Raw genomic sequence first — 19,063 nt, forward strand, 5'->3', positions numbered from 1 at the left:
GCGGCGCTGCAAAACATGTGGGAGCGGCTTCAGCCGCGATGCTTTTGCCCTGAAGCCGGCCGAAGAGCATCGCGGCTGAAGCCGCTCCCACAAGACACACATGCCGCGAGGCCGCTTTTACGATTCCCTATTCCCTATTCCCTGATTCCCCAATCCCGCCCTCAGGCAAACGCGTCCAGCAACCCCACCGCAGTGGTCGATGCGCCCACGGCATGGACCTCGCCGATCTCGTCGGCGGCGGTGTTTTCCGGTGCATGGCGGTCGCTGCCGCCACGGCCACCGTGGTCGTGCTGGCCGACTTCGGCGTGACCCAGCGAGAGGCCGTGCTGGCCCAGCATCTGGTCGAGCTGCGGCAAGCTCTGCTGCACGGCCGCCACCGCGCCCGGATGCTGCGCGTTGAACAGCACGTCGACGCGACCGTGGTTGAGGCTGACCTTGATGTCCAGCTGGCCCAGTTCTTCCGGATGCAGGCGGATGCGTGCCTGCTTGACGTCCTGGCCACCCAGCCAGGCCACCTGTTGGCCCAGCTCCTGCGCAAAGCCGTGGCTACCCGCGGGCGTGGGAATCTGCAGCTGGTGCACCGTCGGCGGCGCCTGGGTGTGGCTGGAGGGCGGCGCCAGCGCCGCGGCTGGCTGGGCCGTCGCGTCGGCGGGTTTGTCGACGGCGGCCAGGCGGGGTTCCGTCGCGGCAAGCAGGATGCCGGCGCCGGCCGGCAGCGCCGTGACGTTGGCCGCCGGGTTCGCCGCAGGCGCGGCGGCACTGTTCATTTTCAGCAAGGCTGCCGCGCTGGCGTCGGTGGCCGCGGTCTTGCCGATCGGCCCGGCGTGCGCGGCGGCGATACCCGTGGCCTGCGGCCGCAGCACGACGTTTGCCGGGCCCAGCAAGGCCAGCATCGCACTGGCCAGCGCACCCGCCGGGGTCTCGCCGTCGGCCGGCGCATCGTCGTCGGCGTCTTTCGTGGCGGTGGTGCCGTCGGCGCCGGTCCTGGCCGTGGTCGCGGCATTCGCACTGGCCTGCGTGGAGGAATCGGCGGCCTCGCCGGCCGGCCGGTCGCCGGTACGCGGCTTGTTGCCGTCATCGGCCTGCGGCGCTGCCTGCTTTTGCCGCGCGGCATCGAGCTGGCGATCGAACTTGCCCGGTTCGGCTGCCGCGTCGCGGGGCTCGGAAGACGGCGTCGCGCGCGGGGTGGCGGCGGCGGCGGCGGGAAGAACGGCGGCGGTGGCGGTCATGGTGATGTGGCTCCGTCAACAGGTACGTGCCTGGGCGGCAAAGGGCCGTCCGGCACGCCAAAAAGCGAAAGGCAGGTGGCAGGCATCCATCCCGGGGAAAGGCAAGATCCGCGCCATCAGCGTGGCCGCCGGTATTGCATGCGTTCGTCCATCTCGGCCTGCTCGTGGCGGTCGGCGGCCTTGCGCTCCTCTTCACGGCAATGCTCAATGACGCTGTCCAGCGCGCTTTCGCGCGCATGCGCCTGGTGCCAGCGGCCGCGCACCTGGTCGAGCAGGCGCTGCAGGCGCACGATCTCGTTGTTCTGCTGCGCGATGGCGTGGTCGATGCGCTCGACGAATTTCTGGCGGTTGAGCAGCGCGCCGACCGTCGAACTGCCGTCGCCGGTGGCGGCGTACTCCTGGCGGTAGCGCTTCAGCTCGCTGAGCTGGTGTTCGGCCTTGGCCAGTTGCTGCTGCTGCAGCGCCAGTTGCGCCAGCGCATCTTCGGTGCGCTGTTTCGCCTGGTCCACCGCCGGCTGCAATTGCGTGGCGCGCGAGCTCATCCGGGCACCTGCTCGGCCAGCGCATCGAGTTTGGTGATGGCCATTTCAAGTGTCATCGGTTCGTCCACCTCCTGCTGCAGGAAGGCGCGCAATTGCGGCCACATGTCGATCGCCAGATCCACCTGCGGATCGGAGCCCTTCTGGTACGCGCCGACCGCGATCAGGTCACGCTGCTGGCGGTAAGCCGAATAGACCTGGCGGAAACGCTGTGCCGCGCGCAGATGCTCGCGCGCCACCACCGCCGGCATCACGCGGCTGATCGACGCCTCGATGTCGATCGCCGGATAGTGGCCAGCCTCGGCCAGGTCGCGCGACAGCACGATGTGTCCATCAAGGATGGCGCGCGCCGCGTCCGCGATCGGATCGTGGCGGTAGTCGTCGCCTTCGGTGAGCACGGTGTAGAACGCGGTGATCGAGCCGCGGCCGTCCTCGTCGTTGCCGGCGCGCTCGACCAGCGCCGGCATCATCGCGAACACCGACGGCGGGTAACCCTTGGTGGCCGGCGGCTCGCCGATGGCCAGCGCGATCTCGCGCTGGGCCTGGGCGTAGCGCGTGAGCGAATCCATCAGCAGCAGCACGCGCATGCCGCGGTCGCGGAACCACTCGGCGATGGCGGTGGCGTATTGCGCGCCGCGCAGGCGTTTCAGCGGCGGCGCGTCGGCCGGGGCGGCCACGATCACGGCGCGGCGGCGGCCTTCCTCGCCCAGCGTGTGCTCGACGAATTCCTTCACCTCGCGGCCGCGCTCGCCGATCAGCCCCACCACCACCACGTCGGCGTTGGTGTAGCGCGTCATCATGCCCAGCAAGGTGGATTTGCCCACGCCGGAGCCGGCGAACAGGCCCAGGCGCTGGCCGCGGCCCACGGTGAGCAGCGCGTTGATGGCGCGCACGCCCACGTCCAGCGGCGCGTCGATCGGCTTACGCCCCATCGGGTTGATCGGCTCGCTCTTCAGTGCGGCGTGCTCGTCGGAATCCAGCGCGCCCAGGCCATCCAGCGGCGCGCCATCGGCGCCCACCACGCGGCCCAGCAAGGCATGGCCCACGGGCAGGCCGCGGGTATGTGCGCACGGGCGCACGCGCGCATTGGGCAGCACGCCGTGCATGTCGCCCACCGGCATCAGCAGCAACCGCTCGTCGGCAAAACCCACCACTTCGGTGTCCAGCTGCGCGCCATCGACGGTGTCGACCAGGCAGCGCGCGCCCAGCGCCGCTTCGCAGCCCTCGGCCTCCAGGGTCAGGCCCACGACCCGGCGCAGGCAGCCCTCGACGGCCAGCGTGCGCACGGTTTCGGCCCGCGCGGTGCGCCTGGCCAGTTTCTGCTGCCACGACGACCGGCGCGCGGCGATGGCGGCGTCGGCGTTCATGCGCCGGCCTCGGCGTCGGCGTCGTCGCCGAGCACCGCATCGATCACCGCGGCCAGGCGCGCTTCCACGGTGGCGTCCAGACGCGAGCGTTCGCTCTCCAGCAGGCAGCCGCCGCGGGTGAGGCTGGCATCGGCGTGGGTGGTCCAATGGCCTTCGATCGCGCCCATTTCGTTGAGCAGGTCCAGGTCGTCCGGATGCAGCCGCACGCGCAGCTCGCGGGTGGCTGCCGGCAGCGCGTCGGCGGCCTGGCGCATGGCGCGGGCGATCAGGTCGGGCGACAGCTGCAACTCGCGCGCGATCACGCGGCGCGCCATCACGATCGCCAGGCGCGCCAGCTCCTGCTCGGTGCGGTCGTCGATGGACTGCAGCGGACGCGCGGCCGCTTCGCACAGCGCGTCGAGCCGCGCCATCTTCGGCTGCATCTGCTGGCGCGCAGCGGCCAGGCCCTCGGCGTGGCCGGCGGCGTAGCCTTCCTCGCGGGCCTGCTGCTGCAGCGCCTCAAGCTCGCTCACCGTGGGCGGCGGCGGATCGTCCTTGCGCCGGTTCGGCAAATTGCCGTTGCCGACGTTGGGCAGCTCCCAGCGCTGGAAATCAGGCCCGCCGCTGACGACCGCAGCCATCAGACGTACTCATCGCCGCCGGAGGACAGGCTGAGCTGGCCGGCGTCGGACAGTTTGCGGGCGATCACCAGCACCTCCTTCTGCGCCGCGTCGACGTCGCTCAGGCGTACCGGGCCCTTCACTTCCAGGTCGTCGCGCATCATGTCGGCGGCGCGCTTGGACATGTTGGCGAAGATTTTCTCGCGGATCGCGGGCTCGGCGCCCTTCAGGGCGGTGATCAGGGTGCCCGAGGGCACTTCGCGCAGCAGCGTCTGCATGCCGCGGTCGTCCAGGTCGGCCAGATCCTCGAACACGAACATCAAGTCCTCGATGCGTCCGCTGAGCGCTTCGTCGTGGCTGCGGATGGCACCCATCAGCTCGGTTTCGCGGCTGGCGTCCATCGCGTTGAGGATGTCGGCGGCGGCCTTGAGCCCGCCCACGTTGGCGGACTTGAGCTTCTTGGTGGTGCCGGAGAACTGGCGCTCCATGATCTCATCGAGCTCGTTCAGCGCATGCGGCTGCACGCCGTCCAGCGTGGCGATGCGCATTACCGCGTCGCTGCGCACGCGCTCGGGCAGGTAGCCCAGCACTTCGGCGGCCTGGTCCGGTTCGAGGTGGGCCAGCACCAGGGCGATGATCTGCGGATGCTCCTGGTTGATCATCTCGGCGATGGCGCGGCTCTCCATCCACTTGAGCGATTCCAGGCCCTTGCTGCTGCGGCCCAGCAGGATGCGGTCGATCAGGCCGCCGGCCTTGTTCTCGCCCAGCGCGTTGACCAGGATCTTGCGGATGTACTCCTCCGTGCCCACGCCCAGCGAGGTCTGCTGGCCCATGTCGGCATCGAGCTTGTCCAGCACCACCTCGACCTGCTCGCGCGACACGCCCGACAGCGCGGCCATCGCCGAACCGACCGCCTGCACGTCGCGCGCACTCAGGTGCTTGAGCACCTCGGCAGCGTCTTCCTCGCCCAGGGTCAGCAGCAGAATCGCCGCGCGTTGGGCGCCGGAAATCTTCGAATGATCAACTGCCATCTTCGCTCACCCAGTTCTTTACCACCTGAGCCACCTGCTTCGGATTCTCGGTCACCATCCGGCGGGCCGAGCCCACGCGCTGCTCGTAGGCAAGCGTAGGCGCGTTGTGCAGCCGCGCCGGCTCGGCCGCCGCGGGCGGTTCGTCGTCGTCGACACGCACGGAAATTTTCGGCATCGGCGACGGCAATGCCCGCGCCGGAGTCTCCCCACGCAACAGCCCTTTCAGCAGCGGCCGCAACACGCCGAACGCTACCAGAAGCGCCAGCAATATTCCGATGCCCTGTTTGATCAAATCCATCATGCCCGGCCGCTGCCAGAACGGCGTGTCCGGCAATGCCTCGGGTGCCGGGCCGCGCTGGAACGACTGGTTGACCACGCTGACGCTGTCGCCGCGCGCGGCGTTGAAACCCACCGCATTCTTGGTCAGCTCGGTGAGGTGCTGCAGCTCCTGCGCAGTGAATGGCACGCTGGTGGCCGGCTTCGGTTCGCCGCCTTCGCTGGTGCCGCCGCTGACCAGCTTGTTGTCCACCACCACGGCGACGGTGAGCCGCGCCAGTCGCCCGGCCGGGTCGCTGACGTGGCTGATGGTGCGGTCCAGCTCGTAATTGCGCGTGGCGCTGCTGGAGGTATCGACCGTGCTGGCGGTTGTCGTGGTGGTGGTGCCGGTTGGTGCCTTCGGATCAGGCTTGGCGCTGCCGCCGCCGGCATCCGGTGTAGCTGCCGTCGGCTGCGCAACCAATGCCGGCGGCTGGTTGCTCAGCGCACCGGGCACGCCGCCTTGGGCACCGTCGCCGCGCCGCTCGCTGCTGGTCTGCTCGCTGCGCAGCGCCGGGTGGTCGTGGCCGAAGGTCTCGGTGGCTTTCTCGGTCTGGCTGAAATCCAGGTCCGCGTAGACCTGCGCCCGTACCCTGCCCGGCCCCACCAGCGGGGTCAGCAATTGTTCGATGCGCTCGGCGTAGGTGTTCTCGATGCGGGTGGAAAGCGCCAGGCGAGTGTCGCCGATGGCGCCCGGGCTGTTCGGGTCGGTGGTGAGCAACTGGCCCTGCTGGTCGATCACCGACACCTGGCGCGTATCCAGGTCAGGCACGCTGGCCGACACCAGGTGCACGATCGCCGCCACCTGGCCCGCATCCAGCTGCCGGCCGGGATACAGCGTCACCAGTACCGATGCGGTGGCCGGACGGTTGTCGCGGATGAAGGCCGACGGCTTGGGCAGGGCCAGATGCACGCGCGCGGCGCGCACCGACTGCAGCCCGCTGATGGTGTTGCCCAGGTCCGTCTCCAGCAGTTGCTGGTAGCGCGTGCGCTCGGCCAGGTCGCTCATGCCGAACGGCGAATCGCTGCCCGGCGTGGTGGTGGACGAGGCGGTGCCCTGCGGCAGGCCCTGGCCAGCCAGTTTCAGCCGCAGCGCGGCCAGGTCGGCGGCCGGCGCCATGATCGAGGAGCCATCGGCGCTGAGCTTGAACGGCGTATTGCTGGCCTGCAGCTGCTGCGCGATCGCGGCCGCATCGCTCTGGCCCAGGCCTGCGTACAGCAACCCGTAATTCGGCCCGCGCGACCACAGCACCACGGCCACCCCCAGCGCCACCGCAGCGGCCACCGCCACCAGCAGCAACAGCTGGCGCGCCGCCGGAGTGCGGGAAAGCTGCTTGAAGGTATCAAGGCGACCGTTGTTGTCGGTGGTCGCGATGCCGTTGTCGGCCATGGGGCTGCTCGTTGTCTATGAAGGGAGTCGGCGGCGGACGAAGCGTCGTCAGACCGGCATGTTCATGATGTCCTTGTACGCATCGACGAGCTTGTTGCGTACGGTGACCATGCTGCGCAACGACAGATCGGCCTTCTGCATCGCGATCATGGTGCGCCCCAGGTCCGCGCCGGCATCGCCGCGCTCGAAACTCGCCGCCATGCGGCCCGCCTCCATCTGGGTCTGCCCCACCGACGCGATGGACTGCTTCAGCAAGGCGGAGAAGTCTGGCTGAGCCACCGCCGGAGCCGCCTTGAACGCGGTTTCCGCCGGACGCACCTGCGCCGTCATCTGGCGCATCTGGGCGAGCAGGTTGTTGACTTCGATCGTGCTCATGACTGCCTCATCTACAGCGGGCCGGTGACGAAATCCCGACGCGTGTCGGGTTTGCATGGTGTGGATGCACGAGGCGTGCCAGTTGTTGCGAGGAATCGGGAATCGGGAATCGGGAATTGCAAGAGCGCCCTCTTCCGCCCTGCGGGCACCTTCTCCCGCAAGCGGGAGAAGGGAAAAGCCGTAGTCCCCAATCGCTCCCTTCCCCCGCCTGCGGGGGAAGGTGCCGAAGGCGGATGGGGGCGCTTTTGACCTTGGGTTTTGCGAATGCCGAAACCCTGCCGCCGTCAGGCAGCCATGCTCCCCTGCAACCCGTACTTGCGCAGCTTTTCCACCAGCGTGGTGCGCTGCATGTGCAGCAGGCGGGCGGCGTGGGCCACCACGCCGCCGGTGGCATCCAGTGCCTGGCGGATCAGGCCCACTTCGATGTCGGCCAGATGGTCCTTCAGGTCCAGGCCGTCCTCCGGCAGCAGGCCCAGGGCGGCCACGGACGGGCGCGCTTCGCCGATGTCGGCGACGATGGGGGTACGGCCTTCCATCATCGCCAGCAGGTCGGAACTGCGTGCCTCCTCGCAGGCCTGCTGGCCGCGGTATTTCTCGGGCAGGTCGCTGGCGCGCACTTCACCGTGCGGAAACAGGATCGCCATGCGCTCGACCAGGTTGGACAGCTCGCGCACGTTGCCGGGCCAGGGGTAGGCCTGCAACGCCTGCATCGCGCCCGCGCTGAAGCGCACCACGCCCAGGCCGCGGCGGGCCAGGCGCTGGTTGAATTCGGTGATCAGCACGGCCAGGTCGTCCAGCCGCTCGCGCAGCGCGGGCAGCTCCAGCGGGAACACGCTGAGCCGGTAATAGAGATCTTCGCGGAACTGGCCGTTGGTGATGGATTGCTCCAGGTTGCGATGGGTGGCGGCGATGATGCGCACGTCGCAATGCTGCGTCTTGTTGCCGCCCACGCGTTCGAACACGCGCTCCTGCAGCACGCGCAGCAGCTTCACCTGCATCGGCAGGCTCATGTCGCCGATCTCGTCCAGGAACAGCGTGCCGCCCTCGGCCATCTCGAAGCGGCCCTTGCGCGCGCTGATGGCGCCGGTGAACGAGCCCTTCTCGTGGCCGAACAACTCGCTTTCCAGCAGTTCGGCGGGAATCGCGCCGCAGTTGATCGCCACGAACGGCTTGTCACGGCGCGGCGAGCTGTCGTGGATCGAGCGGGCCACCATCTCCTTGCCGGTGCCCGACTCGCCCAGCACCAGCACGCTGGAGTCGAACGGCGCCACCTGGCGGATCAACGCGTTGACGTGGGTCATCGGCGCGGACTGGCCCACGAAGCGCACGCCGCTGCCCTGGCCGCCCAGCAGGCGCGCATACATGGCGCGCATCGCCTCGGCCATCTGCTCGTAGCGCAGCGGAAATTCCAGCGTGGCGACGCGGGTGGCGAACGGCGACGACGACGCGGTGAACCTGCCCAGCCAGGCCGAGTCATCGGCCAGCAGCATCGGCACGTGCGCCGCCGCGTCACCCAGCAGGCCGAGCTGGCGCTCCGCTTCCGCCTCGTCGGCCACCTGGCCGATGTACACGCCACGCCATGCCTGCATCGATTCGTCGGCGACGGTTTCCTGGTCGGCACGCTGCGGCTGGTAACCCAGGAAATGCAGCGCCGACATCACGGTCTCCACACGGGAGCGATCGGACTCGATAACCAGGAAGTCGAATTTCTGCATGGCCATTACCCCTGTTGCCTGTTGCTGCGCCTGACCCGTCGCGGGAAAGGCTGATCGTCGATGCGGCGGGTTTACGTCGCCGGGCTCGATGGACACTTAGCAACAAGGGGGCCAACGGTGATGTTTTGGTGACGGCAAAACGTCGTGCGTCGACTTTTCATCCCTTCGGCGAGCCGCCGAAGGCGCCATGAAATGGCCGGAATCATCGGCAAGTGATTGAATTCATTTGCATCACATTGAACGAGAGAAAACACGTAACCAGCACGACGGCGATGAAGAAAGCGTCAACAAAAGTTCGCCGGGCGCGACGAAACGTGACCGTGGTCACGTCCGCGGACGCGGCCGGCTACTGACTCAGGACGTCAGTTGGCGCGTTTCTGCCACTTTGCGTCGGTGATGGCGAAAAACCAGCCGTTCGATGGCGTCACCCAGCACGTCACCCGGCGCGGCGAACACCACGAACACCTGGCCATCGTCCAGCCGGCGCTCGACCCTGGCCGCCAGCTCCAGCGGCAGGCTGCGGCACACGTCGAAACGCAGCCGCAGGATCAGGGCATCGCCCGGCGGCACCAGCGCCGCGGGCAGTACCGCGCCGATGGCGTTGAAACGCAGGGCATGCCGTGGCGGCAGCAGGTTGGCGGGCACCAGCAGGTGGTTGACGATGTCGACCAGGGCGGTGAGCTTGGCGTCCATCCGCTGCATCTCCACCATCAGCGGGCTGTCGTCGTCGGTGTCGGCGTGGCGCTCTTCCAGCGCCGCGATCGCGGACAAGGTGTTGAGGTTGCGCTCGGCCAATCGCGCCTGGTGCGCCTGGGCGTCGGGCCAGGGCATGGCCTCGCTGTCCGCGTGCAGGCTTTCGTCGCTGCTCACGCGCTGCTCGAATTCATCCCAGCTGCTGGCGTCCATCGTGATCCCCGGTCATATGGTGGCGTGAGCTGAGTGTAGCGGCGGCGGGGGTTGCCAGGCGGCATGGAGCGAACTGTAGGAGCGACTTCAGTCGCGATGCTTTTGCCTTGGAGCTCCAGAGCAAGAGCATCGCGACTGAAGTCGCTCCTACGATTACAAGAAGCTGTCCAGAGCTGCCTGCCTCAGGCCTGCGCGTACGCGCTGATCGCGCGCGCGCGGCCGTTCTCGCGCTGCCATTGGGCGGCGGCTTCGTCGCGCGCCTGGCGTACCAGGGCGCGCAGCTCGCGGTCGCAGGCCAGGATTTCGCTCAGCTGGTAGACCACGTCGGCGGAATGCTCGCGCCGCAGCAGCGGATCGCGCTGGGCTTCCAGGGTGGCCAACCGCTCCCATTCCTGCGCCTGGCCGGCGCCCAGCATGTCGCGGGTCAGTTGCAGGGCCTGGTCGACGATGCTGCGTTCGCTGGACATGGCTTCGGCACTCATGCGCTGGCGGCGCGCTGGGTGGCGGAGGGGGCAATCTGCACCCAGCTGTCGCGCACTTGCTGCAGCAGCTTGCTGACTTCGTCGATGAGGCTGGCGTCGTCGCGCAGGTTGGCCTGCAGCAGGCGGCGGCTCATGTACTCGTAAAGCGAATCGAGCCGGGCGGTGTTCACCGGGTCGACCTTGGGATCCAGGCTGTCGCGCAGGCCGCCGATGATCTCGATGCAGCGGCCGATGGTTTCGCCCTTGGCGGCCACCTCACCGCGCATCATGTGCGCGCGGGCCTTGACCAGGCGCTCCAGCGCGCCGTCCATCAGCAGCGTGATCAGGCCATGCGGGTCAGCCGACTCCACACCGCCATGCGAACGAATCTGTTGGTAGGCGCCTGCGCCGTAGCCGAATCCCATGATCGTCTCCTGCTGTTACTTCTTGTTGATGTTGTTCAGCGCGTCGAACTGCTGCTGCAGATAGCTGCTGGTGTTGTTGAGCTTGGACATCAGCGTATCGAGCGCCGTGAACTGCGCCTTGTAGCGCGCGGTGAGGTCATCCATGCTCGCGTCCAGCGCGGTCTGTCGAACTTTCAGATCCTTCAGTTGCTGGCTGATGCTGTCGGTGCGACCGGCGAGTGTGCCGTGGTCGCCGACCCAACTGGTCAGCTGGTTGCCGAGCTGTTTGGAAAAACCGTTGTCGCCGCCGAACAGGTCGCTGACCTGCTTGCCGCCATCGGCAAGCGCCTTGGTCAGCGTGTCGTTGTCCAGCTTCAGGGTGCCGTCCACCTGCAGCGAAATGCCGATCGACGAAAGGCTGGCACCGTTGGCGCTGCCGCCGACGATGCGCGCCAGCGTGCTGTTGATGCCGTTGAGCGTGGCGTCGCCGATCATGGCGCCAGCCGTGCCGGTAGTGGCGTCGTACCTGGTGAGGTTCTGGTAGATGCCCACGAAGCTGTTGTACGTGCTGACCAGGTTGGTCAGCGCGCTGGTGGCCTTGGAGGGGTCGTTGGCCACGGTGACGGTGCTGGTGCCTTCGGCCACGAGATTCAGCGTAAGCCCGTCGATGGCGGTGCTGACGCTGTTGCCGGCGCTGTTGGCGGCCAGGCCGTCGATCGTATAGAGCGCATCGGAAGCGGCGGTGATCACGCTCAGACCGTTGCCGCCGCTGGCGGACGCATCGTAGTTCAGCGCTGCGAGCCCGCCGTCGCCGCCACTGCTGGTGATGGTGAAGCCGTTGGCCGCGCCGGTGCGGGTGCCGCTCAACACGAGGTGTGCGCCATCGGTACCGTTGACGATGGTGGCGCTGACGCCGGGGTTGTCGCTGGCCTTGTTGATCGCATCACGGATCGATGCCAGCGAGTTGTTCTCGCTGTCGATGGAAAGGTCCATCGTCTTGTCGCCCACGGTGATGCTGAGCGTGCCGGTGCCCACCGCGGTGCTGCTTTTCTCGAACGCACCGGACGACGCCTTGAGGGCGCTCGCCAGTTGCGTGACTTCAATCTTGTAGCTGCCGCCGACCGCCGTACCGGAGGTGGTGGCGCTGGCATTCAATATGTCGGTGTCGCTGCTCTTGACGGAGCGGGCGCTGAAAGCGCTGCCATCGCTGATCGACGCCATCGCCGACTGCAGGGCGGAAAGCGCGGCGCTGATCTGACCCAGCCCGGAGAGCTGGGTGTTGGCGGTAGCGGCCTGCGCGGTGATCTGGTTTTGCTGCGGTGCTTTCTTTGCGTTGACCAGGCTGGTGACCAGCCCGTCGACGTCGAGGCCCGAACCAACGCCCATCGCCGTCAGCAGACCGGAGGTAGGTGTCGTGGAGTTGACGGTAATCGCCATGTTCGGGCTTCCTTGAAATCAGAAGGAACGGCCGCGCCATCGCGGCCGTTCCGGTTCGACGTTACTGCAGGAGCTTCAGCACGCTCTGGGTCGTGGCATTGGCCTGGGCCAGCACCGAGACACCGGCCTGCTGCAGGATGTTGGCGCTGGACATGTTGGCCGTTTCGGCCGCGAAATCCGCATCCTGGATCTGGCTGCGCGAGGCAGACAGGTTCTGCGAAATGGTCTGCAGGTTGGCGATGGTGGAGCTGAAGCGGTTCTGCACCGCACCCAGGTCGCTGCGCATGGAGCTGATGGTGCCCAACGCCGAATCGATGCGGCTGATGGTGTCGTTGGCGCCAGCCACGGTCTTGACGTTGCTGCTGGCCAGGTCGCCGGCGATGTCATACACCGTGGTGTTGAAGCCCAGATTGCCAGCGCCGGTGCCACCCTTGGTACCACCCACCGTCAGTGCTTCCTGCGAGGCCAGGTGCAGCTTGCCGTCCTGGTCGGCAAAGGCCGAGACGCCGCTGATGCCCTTGGCATTGATCGCCGCAGCCAGTCCGGCTGCATCCTTGAACGTGCCTTCGATACCCACAGCCGCACCCGAGCCGGCCTGCAGCGTGAAGTCGCCGCTGTTGAGCGTCAGCGGGGTCGGGTCGCCCTGGGTAACACCCGTGACGCCGGCGACAACCGCCCCCACGGTGGCGTTGGTGCCCGCGGTCACGGTCATCGCATCGGTGCTGGCGACGTTCTGCGTGATGGTCAGGCCGGTGGTGCCATCCGCGGTGATCGTGTACTTGCCCGCATTGGCGCCCGAATCCAGGGACGTGTTCAAGGCCGTGGCCAGATCGGCCATGGTGCGCCCGCCGACAGCAGCCGCGCTGAGCGTGACCCCGCCGAACTGGAAGCTGGTGGCCGCCGCCGCGTCAGCGACGCCCACCTTCGCGCTACCGACGACCGCGGTTACATCGGCCGAAGCAGCAAACACGCCGGATGCACTGGTCGCCGACGCGATCTGGCCGACCTGCGAAGCGCCGGCGCCCTGGCTCAGGTTCACCGAAATCGTCTCGCCGACGTTGGCACCGATCTGGAACGCCGCCGTACCGAACGTGCCGTCGAGGACGTGACGACCGTTGAAGGTGGTCTGCTGCGAAATACGGGTAATTTCCGCCAGGCGCTGCTGCACTTCGGCGTCGAGGGCGGCGCGGTCGGAGTCGGAGTTGGTGGCGTTGGCGGACTGCACGGCCAGCGTACGGATACGCTGCATGTTGTTGGTCACCTCGTTCAGCGCCGACTCGGTGGTCTGCGCCAGCGAGATGCCGTCGTTGGCATTGCTGACGGCCTGGTTCAGGCCGTTGATCTGGGTGGTGAAGCGGGTGGAAATGGCGAGGCCGGCGGCATCGTCTTTCGCGCTGTTGATCTTCATGCCCGAGGACAGGCGCTCGATCGCGGTGGACAGTTTGCTCTGCGACTTGGCCAGGTTGTTCTGGGCATTCAGCGAGCTGATGTTGGTGTTGACGCTCATGACCATGGAAGTATCTCCGAATCGGGGTTGTGTGCCGACGATGGCCGGCCCAGACAATCGGACGGGGATTCACTCGGGAATGCCTCCGCCTTGTTCAGTGTTTCGACTCGACAAATCGGAACTTGAGTCTTGTCAACGCAAATAATCAAATAATTTTGACCCTTGCACCTTGGTAAAGGTCTGCTGCGCAGCCTGCAACGCGGTGGTTTGCGCGCCGAGCTGGCTGATTGCGTCGTAGTAATTGACACTCTGCACGTCTGAAAGCGCGCTCTTGTACTGAAGGCTCAAGTCGTCGTTGAGCCCGGCTTGCTGGTCCAGCGCATTCATCCGCGCACCCACCTTGCCGCGGGTGCGCGTGATGTTGTCGATGGCCTGATCAAGATTGGAAAACTGGGTGTTGATCGCGTTCTGCATCTTGCTGTCGCCACCATTGGGCGTCTGCAGCACCGCGATGATGTTGTCCAGCGTGGCGAATACGCTTTGCGATTGCGACGCGCCCAGCGCGAAGCTGTCGCCCACGTCGGGCGTACCCTGGAAGGCAATCTGCGCGCCGCGGAAGGTGATGCTGCCGCCCTTGGCCGGGTCGTAGCTGCCGGTTTCCAGCACGGCGCCAAGACCGTCCTGCACTTCATAGGTATCGGCAGCGGTGAACACGATGCTGTAGCTGCCGCCGTCCCACGCCGGCGGCGTGGCGTTGGGGTCGCTCACCGTGGTGCTGCCCGCCACCACGCTGCCGGTGTTGGCGGCGTTGGCGCTGATCGCGAACTTGCCGTTGCCGGTGGGGATGTCGCCGAACACCGCGCTGCCCGGATCGCCAGTGGCGATCTGCAGGCCGGGGCCGGCGGCGACCATGCGCTGCCCGTCATCGCCGACGTAGGTGACGCCGCCACCCTGCGAGGCGAACGGTTCGGTGCCAGTGCGGTTGCCGGCAAAGATGTAGTCGCCCTGGCCATCCTTGCTGTTGGCCTGGCCCAGCAACTGCTGGCGCAGCTGCACGATCTCGGCGGCAATGTCGCCACGGGTTTCGTCGGTCTGCGTGCCGTTGGCCGCCTGCAGCAGCAGCGTGCGCACGCGGCCCAGCACGTTGGTGATATTGGACAGGCTCTGGTCTTCCAGCCCCAGTCGCGCATTGGCCGAGGTGATGTTGCGCTGGTATTGCGCGGTGTCGGCATCGAGATGGGTAAGGTCCAGCGCGCGCGCGGCGCCCACCGGGTCATCGGACGGCTGGTTGATACGCTTGCCGGTGGAGAGCTGCGTGCTGAGGTTCGACAGGTCGCTCTGCCGGTTCATCATGTTGCCGATGGATTGCTGCTGCATCCAGCTGGTGGAAACTCGCATGGCTTACCCCTGCACGGCGCTGAGCAGCGCGGTGAACATGCTGTTGGCGGTGGTGATGACCTGCGCCGATGCCTGATAGGCCTGCTGGAAACGCACCAGGTTGGCGGCCTCCTCGTCCAGGTTCACGCCCGAGACGCTTTGCTGCGACCCGTACGCCTGGTTGTAGACGGCCGTTTGCGTGGACTGCTCGTCCTTGGCCACCGCGCCGGCACTGCCGACCTGGCTGACCAGTTGGCTGTAGGCCCCGCCCACGCTGGTGACGCCGCCATTGAGCACGCCCAGGTTGGCCACCTTGCCCAGCATCAGCGCGTTGGTGTTGTCGCCCTGCGCGTTGCTGTTGGGTGTCACGGTAAAGCTGTCGCCGTTTTGCGGCGTGCCGCTGAGCTGCAGGTTCCAGCCGTTGGCGTTGATCGGCTGGCCCGGCGTGAATGTCTGCACGGCGCCACCGTCCACGGTGTACGTGGTGGCGGAAGTGAACTGCACGACGCCGCCGCTGATCGCGCCGCCATCGAGGCTGGCGCTGGCCGTGGCGGTGCCGGTGTTGTTGATGCCGCTCTTGATGGCCAACGGTGCGGCGGCGGCAATCTTGTCCGGGTTGTTGATCACCACCGCGAAACTCGCGGCCGCATCGCGACTGGGCTGGATGCGGAAACTGTCGCCGGCCACGGCACCGGCCGGCACCACCAGGCTCAGGCCAGCCGCCGTGAACGGATCGCCGGCGGTACCGGTGCCGCTCATCGCCACGCTGTTGCCGCTGGTGTCGCGCAGTGTCCAGGCGCCGCCGGCGTAGCTCAAGGTGTAATCGGCGCCGGTGAGCTTGCCGACGTCGCTGATGCTGGCATCCACGTTGCCGGTGCCGTTGTTGGTGCTGGCCGCCCGCGCCGTGGGGCCGGCCACGCTGAAGAACTGGCCGCCCACGTCGCCGTTCAAGTCCACGCCTTGCACATGCTGGGCATTGAAGGCGCTGGCCAGCGCCTGCGCGGCACGGCCCAGCTGGGTTTGTGCCGGGTCCAGCACGCTGCTGCGAAAATCCATCAGCGCGCCCAGCGCGCCACCGCTGATGCGGCCGCTCAACACGCTGCCGGATGCCGCGCCCACCACTTCCTGGCGGGTGGCGTCGTAGATGTTCGGCGCGGTGGCCAGTGCATATGACTGCGTGCCCGACACCAGCGACTGGCCATTGCCCACGAACACGTTGATGGTGTTGTCGTTCTGCGGCACCACGGTGACGCCGACCTGCGCCGAGAGGTTCTTCACCAGCGCGTCGCGCTTGTCCAGGAGATCCGATGGCGGGGTGCCGCCGGTGGCCACGGACGAACGGATCAGGCCGTTCAATTTCGCGATCGAGTCGCTGTAGCTGTTGATCGAATTGACCGCGTCGCCGATCTGCTGCTGCACCTGGCCGGAGAGCTGGTTGAACTGCCCGGACAGCGAATGGAAGGTGCTCGCCAACCCGTTGGCGCGCGCCAGCAGCACCTGGCGCGAGGCGGCGTCCGAAGGCGCGTTGGCGGTGTCGTTGACCGCGCCGAAGAAGCTGTCCAGCGAGGTCTGCAGGTTGCTGCTGCCGGACAACTGGTTGTTGATCTGGCCGGTGAGGCCGGCCATGGTGTCGGCGCGGCTGGAGCTGGACGTGGCCGACCACAGCGAGGAATTCAGGAATTGGCTGTACGCACGCTGCACCGCCACCGTGTTGACGCCGGTGCCGATGAAATAGCCGCCCACGCCCTGCGGCAGCGCGGTGCCGTACGACACCTGCTGGCGGCTGTAGCCGTCCGTGTTGACGTTGGCCACGTTGTGGCTGACCGTGCCCAGGCCAACCTGCGCGGCAAGCAAGCCGGAAACGCCGGTGTTGAGCATGTCAACCATGGATCTTCCTCGGTGTGCCGGATGCGCGGCAATGCACGCCACCCTTAGCGGCGAACGACGCGATAGCTGTAGGAGCGGCTTTAGCCGCGACCGGGCCAGCGTACGGTTCCACGGTCGCGGCTGAAGCCGCTCCTACAAATGCGATGGACAGGTTCATTGCATACCCCCATCCAGATGCAGCGCCGCCATCGCCTCGCGCATCTGCGGGCTGTTGGCAATCGCGGTGATCTTGGCCGCGTAGGACGGGTCGGTGGCGTAGCCGCCGCGCACCAGCGCATGGGCGAAGCCGGCGATGTTGTCGCCCTGGCCCAGGGCGCGGGCGTAGCGCGGGCTGTCGCTGATCAGGCGGGCGTAGTCGGCGAACGAATCGGACGGCGAGTCGTAGGCGCGGAACTGGTCGCGCTTGCGCACGGCTACGCCGTTTTCGTATTCCAGCGTGGGCACGGTGACCTTGTCGCCATCCCAACTGCTGCCGGCCTTGATGCCAAAGAGATTGTTGCTGCTGCTGCCGTCGCCACCCCTGGGCAGGTGCTTGCCCCAGCCGGTTTCCAGCGCGGCCTGTGCCAGCAGCGCGCGCGCGGAGACGCCCAGTTTCTGCGCGGCGGCCGCCGCGTGGGGCGCCAGCGCGCGCACGAAGTTCACCGGATCGCCACCGGGCAGCAGCCTGGCGGCGGTGCCGGCCACGTTCGCCGCGCCCTGGGCAAGACGATCCAGCGTGTCGCGCCAGCCGGTGTCGGTATCGGTTATCGACGGCATGCGGCCAGCGGCCGCGTTGTCGCCGTCGGCATCGCTGCCCAGTTGCAACAGCGCGCGCACGTTGGCGTTCATCACCTCGCTGACGTCGCGCACGGGCTTTGCCGCCGGCGCGCCCGCACTCAGCAACTGCGTGGCGGCCAGGTCGGCGGCGGTGGGCGTGGCCGCTGCGGCATCGGGCTTTCCGCCCAGCTGGCGGATCAGCATTTTCGCGATGCCCAGGCCGTTGCCGCCGTTGGCCAGGGTCAGCGACAGCTGCTGGTCGAACATGTCGCGATAGGAATCGCCCGCCTTGCTGTCGCCCATGCCGCCGCCCATGGACGCGTTGGCGTCGCGCATCGACTTCAGCATCATCTGGGTGAAGATCGCCTCGAACTGCCTGGCCACCGCCGGCAAGGCCGCCTTGCCGCCGTCGCTGCGCGCTTGCGCGCGCAACTGCTGGAAGCCGGACATTTCGGTCCAGGTATCGAGGGCGGGATTGGCGGCGTTGATGGCTGTCATGATCTTGACGGTCTGATCAAATCACCACGAGCTCTGCATGAAGCGCGCCAGCCTGCTTCAGTGCCTGCAGAATCGAGATCAGGTCGCTGGGCGCGGCGCCCACTTGGTTCACGGCGCGCACGATGGTGTCCAGGCTCACGCCCGGGCCGAACTTGAACATGTGGCCGCCGTCCTCGCTGACCTGCACGTTGCTGCTGGGCACGATCGCGGTCTGGCCCTTGCTGAAGGGTGCCGGCTGGCTCACCAGGGCCTGCTCGCCGATGGTGACCTGGATGGCGCCGTGCGATACCGCCGCCGCGCTCACCCGCACGTCGGAACCGATCACCACGGTGCCGGTGCGCGAGTTGACCACCACCCGCGCCGGTGCCTCACCGGGCTGCACGTCGAGATTCTGGATCGCCCCCATCCACGCCACCTTCTGCGACGGGTCCTGCGGCCCGCGCACCGATACGGAGCCGCCGTCGATCGCCTGCGCGGTGCCCGCGCCGTAGGCCTGGTTGATCGCCGTGGCGATGCGCGCAGCCGTGGTGAAATCGGCGGTGTTGAGGTTGAGCGTCAAATTGCCGCCGCCGGAAAACGACGAGGGCACGGTGCGTTCCACCGAAGCGCCGTTGGGAATGCGCCCGGCCGCAGAGCTGTTGATCTGCACGCTGGAACCGCTTTTGCCCTGCGCGCTGATGCCGCCGACCACCACAGCGCCCTGCGCCATGGCGTAGACGTTGCCATCGGCACCGCGCAGCGGCGTCATCAGCAACTGCCCGCCGCGGATGCTCTTGGCGTTGCCGATGGAGGCCACGGTGATGTCGATCGCCTGCCCTGGCTTGGCAAACGCCGGCAATTCGGCGGTGACCATCACCGCGGCCGCGTTCTTCAGCTGCGGCCGCGCATTGGCCGGCACGGTGATGCCGAACTGCTGCAGCATGTTTTCCAGGCTTTGCGTGGTGAACGGCGCCTGCGTGGTCTGGTCGCCGCTGCCGTCCAGGCCCACGACCAGGCCGTAGCCGATCAGCTGGTTGCTGCGCACGCCGGCAACCTGGGCCAGGTCGCGGATCTTGTCGGCGTGGGCGGGGGCGATGGAAAGCAGGCAGATCGCAAAGCCAACTACGAAGCGCAGACCTGCCCCCTCTCCCCTGCGGGGAGAGGGCTGGGGAGAGGGGGCGGGCTTGCGAAAGCGTCCGATGAGGCGGCGGGTGGATGCGGAAAGAACGCGATAGGAGGAGGTGAGGGAGATTGGGGCACCCTCTCCCCAACCCTCTCCCCGGGGGGGAGAGGGGGCGAACGTGCCGGGCGGGTTCGTGCCTTCGTGCTTCGGGGCAACCGTGGGGCATAT

Annotated in this window: 17 protein-coding genes; all 17 read right to left on the reverse strand. The window is 67.5% G+C overall.

What is annotated here, in order from left to right; genetic code table 11:
- Nucleotides 1-161 precede the first annotated feature (161 nt).
- Nucleotides 162-1,229 (reverse strand): flagellar hook-length control protein FliK, encoded by a 1,068-nt coding sequence (locus tag ABD017_RS11300; protein ID WP_343882851.1) that lies wholly within the window; start codon nt 1,227-1,229, stop codon nt 162-164.
- A 116-nt stretch (nt 1,230-1,345) separates the two neighbouring features.
- Complete coding sequence (gene fliJ, locus ABD017_RS11305; protein ID WP_343882852.1) at nt 1,346-1,771, reverse strand: flagellar export protein FliJ; 426 nt, start codon at nt 1,769-1,771, stop codon at nt 1,346-1,348.
- The gene (gene fliI / locus ABD017_RS11310; RefSeq protein WP_343882853.1) at nt 1,768-3,135 is read right to left on the reverse strand and encodes a flagellar protein export ATPase FliI; all 1,368 of its coding nucleotides are present in this window, start codon (nt 3,133-3,135) and stop codon (nt 1,768-1,770) included. The genes fliJ and fliI overlap by 4 nt, the downstream gene beginning before the upstream one ends.
- On the reverse strand, nt 3,132-3,755 hold the full coding sequence (locus ABD017_RS11315) for a FliH/SctL family protein (protein WP_343882854.1): 624 nt from the start codon (nt 3,753-3,755) through the stop codon (nt 3,132-3,134). The genes fliI and ABD017_RS11315 overlap by 4 nt, the downstream gene beginning before the upstream one ends.
- Nucleotides 3,755-4,744, reverse strand: coding sequence for a flagellar motor switch protein FliG (gene fliG, locus ABD017_RS11320; RefSeq protein ID WP_343883102.1), 990 nt, complete (start codon nt 4,742-4,744; stop codon nt 3,755-3,757). Before fliG ends, ABD017_RS11315 begins: the two co-directional genes overlap by 1 nt.
- A gap of 10 nt (nt 4,745-4,754) precedes the next feature.
- Nucleotides 4,755-6,470: a flagellar basal-body MS-ring/collar protein FliF gene (fliF, locus tag ABD017_RS11325; protein WP_343882855.1), complete on the reverse strand. Its 1,716-nt coding sequence runs from the start codon at nt 6,468-6,470 to the stop codon at nt 4,755-4,757.
- Nucleotides 6,471-6,518: 48 nt separating this feature from the next.
- Entirely contained in the window at nt 6,519-6,845 is a 327-nt protein-coding gene (fliE, locus tag ABD017_RS11330; protein WP_343882856.1) for a flagellar hook-basal body complex protein FliE, read from the reverse strand.
- Between the two features lie 284 nt (nt 6,846-7,129).
- On the reverse strand, nt 7,130-8,560 hold the full coding sequence (locus tag ABD017_RS11335) for a sigma-54 dependent transcriptional regulator (RefSeq protein WP_343882857.1): 1,431 nt from the start codon (nt 8,558-8,560) through the stop codon (nt 7,130-7,132).
- A gap of 354 nt (nt 8,561-8,914) precedes the next feature.
- Nucleotides 8,915-9,466, reverse strand: coding sequence for a PilZ domain-containing protein (locus tag ABD017_RS11340; protein WP_343882858.1), 552 nt, complete (start codon nt 9,464-9,466; stop codon nt 8,915-8,917).
- Between the two features lie 182 nt (nt 9,467-9,648).
- Entirely contained in the window at nt 9,649-9,948 is a 300-nt protein-coding gene (gene fliT, locus ABD017_RS11345; protein WP_343882859.1) for a flagellar protein FliT, read from the reverse strand.
- Nucleotides 9,945-10,352 carry a flagellar export chaperone FliS gene (gene fliS / locus ABD017_RS11350; RefSeq protein WP_343882860.1) on the reverse strand — a complete coding sequence of 136 codons (408 nt, stop codon included), beginning with the start codon at nt 10,350-10,352 and terminating at the stop codon, nt 9,945-9,947. The genes fliT and fliS overlap by 4 nt, the downstream gene beginning before the upstream one ends.
- A 15-nt stretch (nt 10,353-10,367) precedes the next feature.
- A complete protein-coding gene (gene fliD, locus ABD017_RS11355) occupies nt 10,368-11,768 on the reverse strand; it encodes a flagellar filament capping protein FliD (RefSeq protein WP_343882861.1) in 1,401 nt (466 codons plus the stop codon).
- Nucleotides 11,769-11,829: 61 nt separating this feature from the next.
- On the reverse strand, nt 11,830-13,281 hold the full coding sequence (locus tag ABD017_RS11360) for a flagellin N-terminal helical domain-containing protein (protein ID WP_343882862.1): 1,452 nt from the start codon (nt 13,279-13,281) through the stop codon (nt 11,830-11,832).
- A gap of 126 nt (nt 13,282-13,407) precedes the next feature.
- On the reverse strand, nt 13,408-14,613 hold the full coding sequence (flgL, locus tag ABD017_RS11365) for a flagellar hook-associated protein FlgL (RefSeq protein ID WP_343882863.1): 1,206 nt from the start codon (nt 14,611-14,613) through the stop codon (nt 13,408-13,410).
- Between the two features lie 3 nt (nt 14,614-14,616).
- Nucleotides 14,617-16,479: a flagellar hook-associated protein FlgK gene (gene flgK / locus ABD017_RS11370; RefSeq protein ID WP_343882864.1), complete on the reverse strand. Its 1,863-nt coding sequence runs from the start codon at nt 16,477-16,479 to the stop codon at nt 14,617-14,619.
- A gap of 153 nt (nt 16,480-16,632) precedes the next feature.
- Complete coding sequence (gene flgJ, locus ABD017_RS11375) at nt 16,633-17,733, reverse strand: flagellar assembly peptidoglycan hydrolase FlgJ (RefSeq protein ID WP_343882865.1); 1,101 nt, start codon at nt 17,731-17,733, stop codon at nt 16,633-16,635.
- Nucleotides 17,734-17,749: 16 nt separating this feature from the next.
- A complete protein-coding gene (locus ABD017_RS11380; protein ID WP_343883103.1) occupies nt 17,750-18,823 on the reverse strand; it encodes a flagellar basal body P-ring protein FlgI in 1,074 nt (357 codons plus the stop codon).
- Nucleotides 18,824-19,063: the final 240 nt, after the last annotated feature.

Origin of the sequence: Rhodanobacter caeni, from assembly GCF_039523575.1 — a bacterium.
GTDB classification, from domain to species: domain Bacteria; phylum Pseudomonadota; class Gammaproteobacteria; order Xanthomonadales; family Rhodanobacteraceae; genus Rhodanobacter; species Rhodanobacter caeni.

Bases quoted from the DNA above. Each gene is read 5' to 3' on its own strand.
- ABD017_RS11300 (WP_343882851.1), bottom strand. From the start codon at position 1,229: ATGACCGCCACCGCCGCCGTTCTTCCCGCCGCCGCCGCCGCCACCCCG.
- fliJ (WP_343882852.1), bottom strand. From the start codon at position 1,771: ATGAGCTCGCGCGCCACGCAATTGCAGCCGGCGGTGGACCAGGCGAAA.
- fliI (WP_343882853.1), bottom strand. From the start codon at position 3,135: ATGAACGCCGACGCCGCCATCGCCGCGCGCCGGTCGTCGTGGCAGCAG.
- ABD017_RS11315 (WP_343882854.1), bottom strand. From the start codon at position 3,755: ATGGCTGCGGTCGTCAGCGGCGGGCCTGATTTCCAGCGCTGGGAGCTG.
- fliF (WP_343882855.1), bottom strand. From the start codon at position 6,470: ATGGCCGACAACGGCATCGCGACCACCGACAACAACGGTCGCCTTGAT.
- fliE (WP_343882856.1), bottom strand. From the start codon at position 6,845: ATGAGCACGATCGAAGTCAACAACCTGCTCGCCCAGATGCGCCAGATG.
- ABD017_RS11335 (WP_343882857.1), bottom strand. From the start codon at position 8,560: ATGCAGAAATTCGACTTCCTGGTTATCGAGTCCGATCGCTCCCGTGTG.
- ABD017_RS11340 (WP_343882858.1), bottom strand. From the start codon at position 9,466: ATGGACGCCAGCAGCTGGGATGAATTCGAGCAGCGCGTGAGCAGCGAC.
- fliT (WP_343882859.1), bottom strand. From the start codon at position 9,948: ATGAGTGCCGAAGCCATGTCCAGCGAACGCAGCATCGTCGACCAGGCC.
- fliS (WP_343882860.1), bottom strand. From the start codon at position 10,352: ATGGGATTCGGCTACGGCGCAGGCGCCTACCAACAGATTCGTTCGCAT.
- fliD (WP_343882861.1), bottom strand. From the start codon at position 11,768: ATGGCGATTACCGTCAACTCCACGACACCTACCTCCGGTCTGCTGACG.
- ABD017_RS11360 (WP_343882862.1), bottom strand. From the start codon at position 13,281: ATGGTCATGAGCGTCAACACCAACATCAGCTCGCTGAATGCCCAGAAC.
- flgL (WP_343882863.1), bottom strand. From the start codon at position 14,613: ATGCGAGTTTCCACCAGCTGGATGCAGCAGCAATCCATCGGCAACATG.
- flgK (WP_343882864.1), bottom strand. From the start codon at position 16,479: ATGGTTGACATGCTCAACACCGGCGTTTCCGGCTTGCTTGCCGCGCAG.
- flgJ (WP_343882865.1), bottom strand. From the start codon at position 17,733: ATGACAGCCATCAACGCCGCCAATCCCGCCCTCGATACCTGGACCGAA.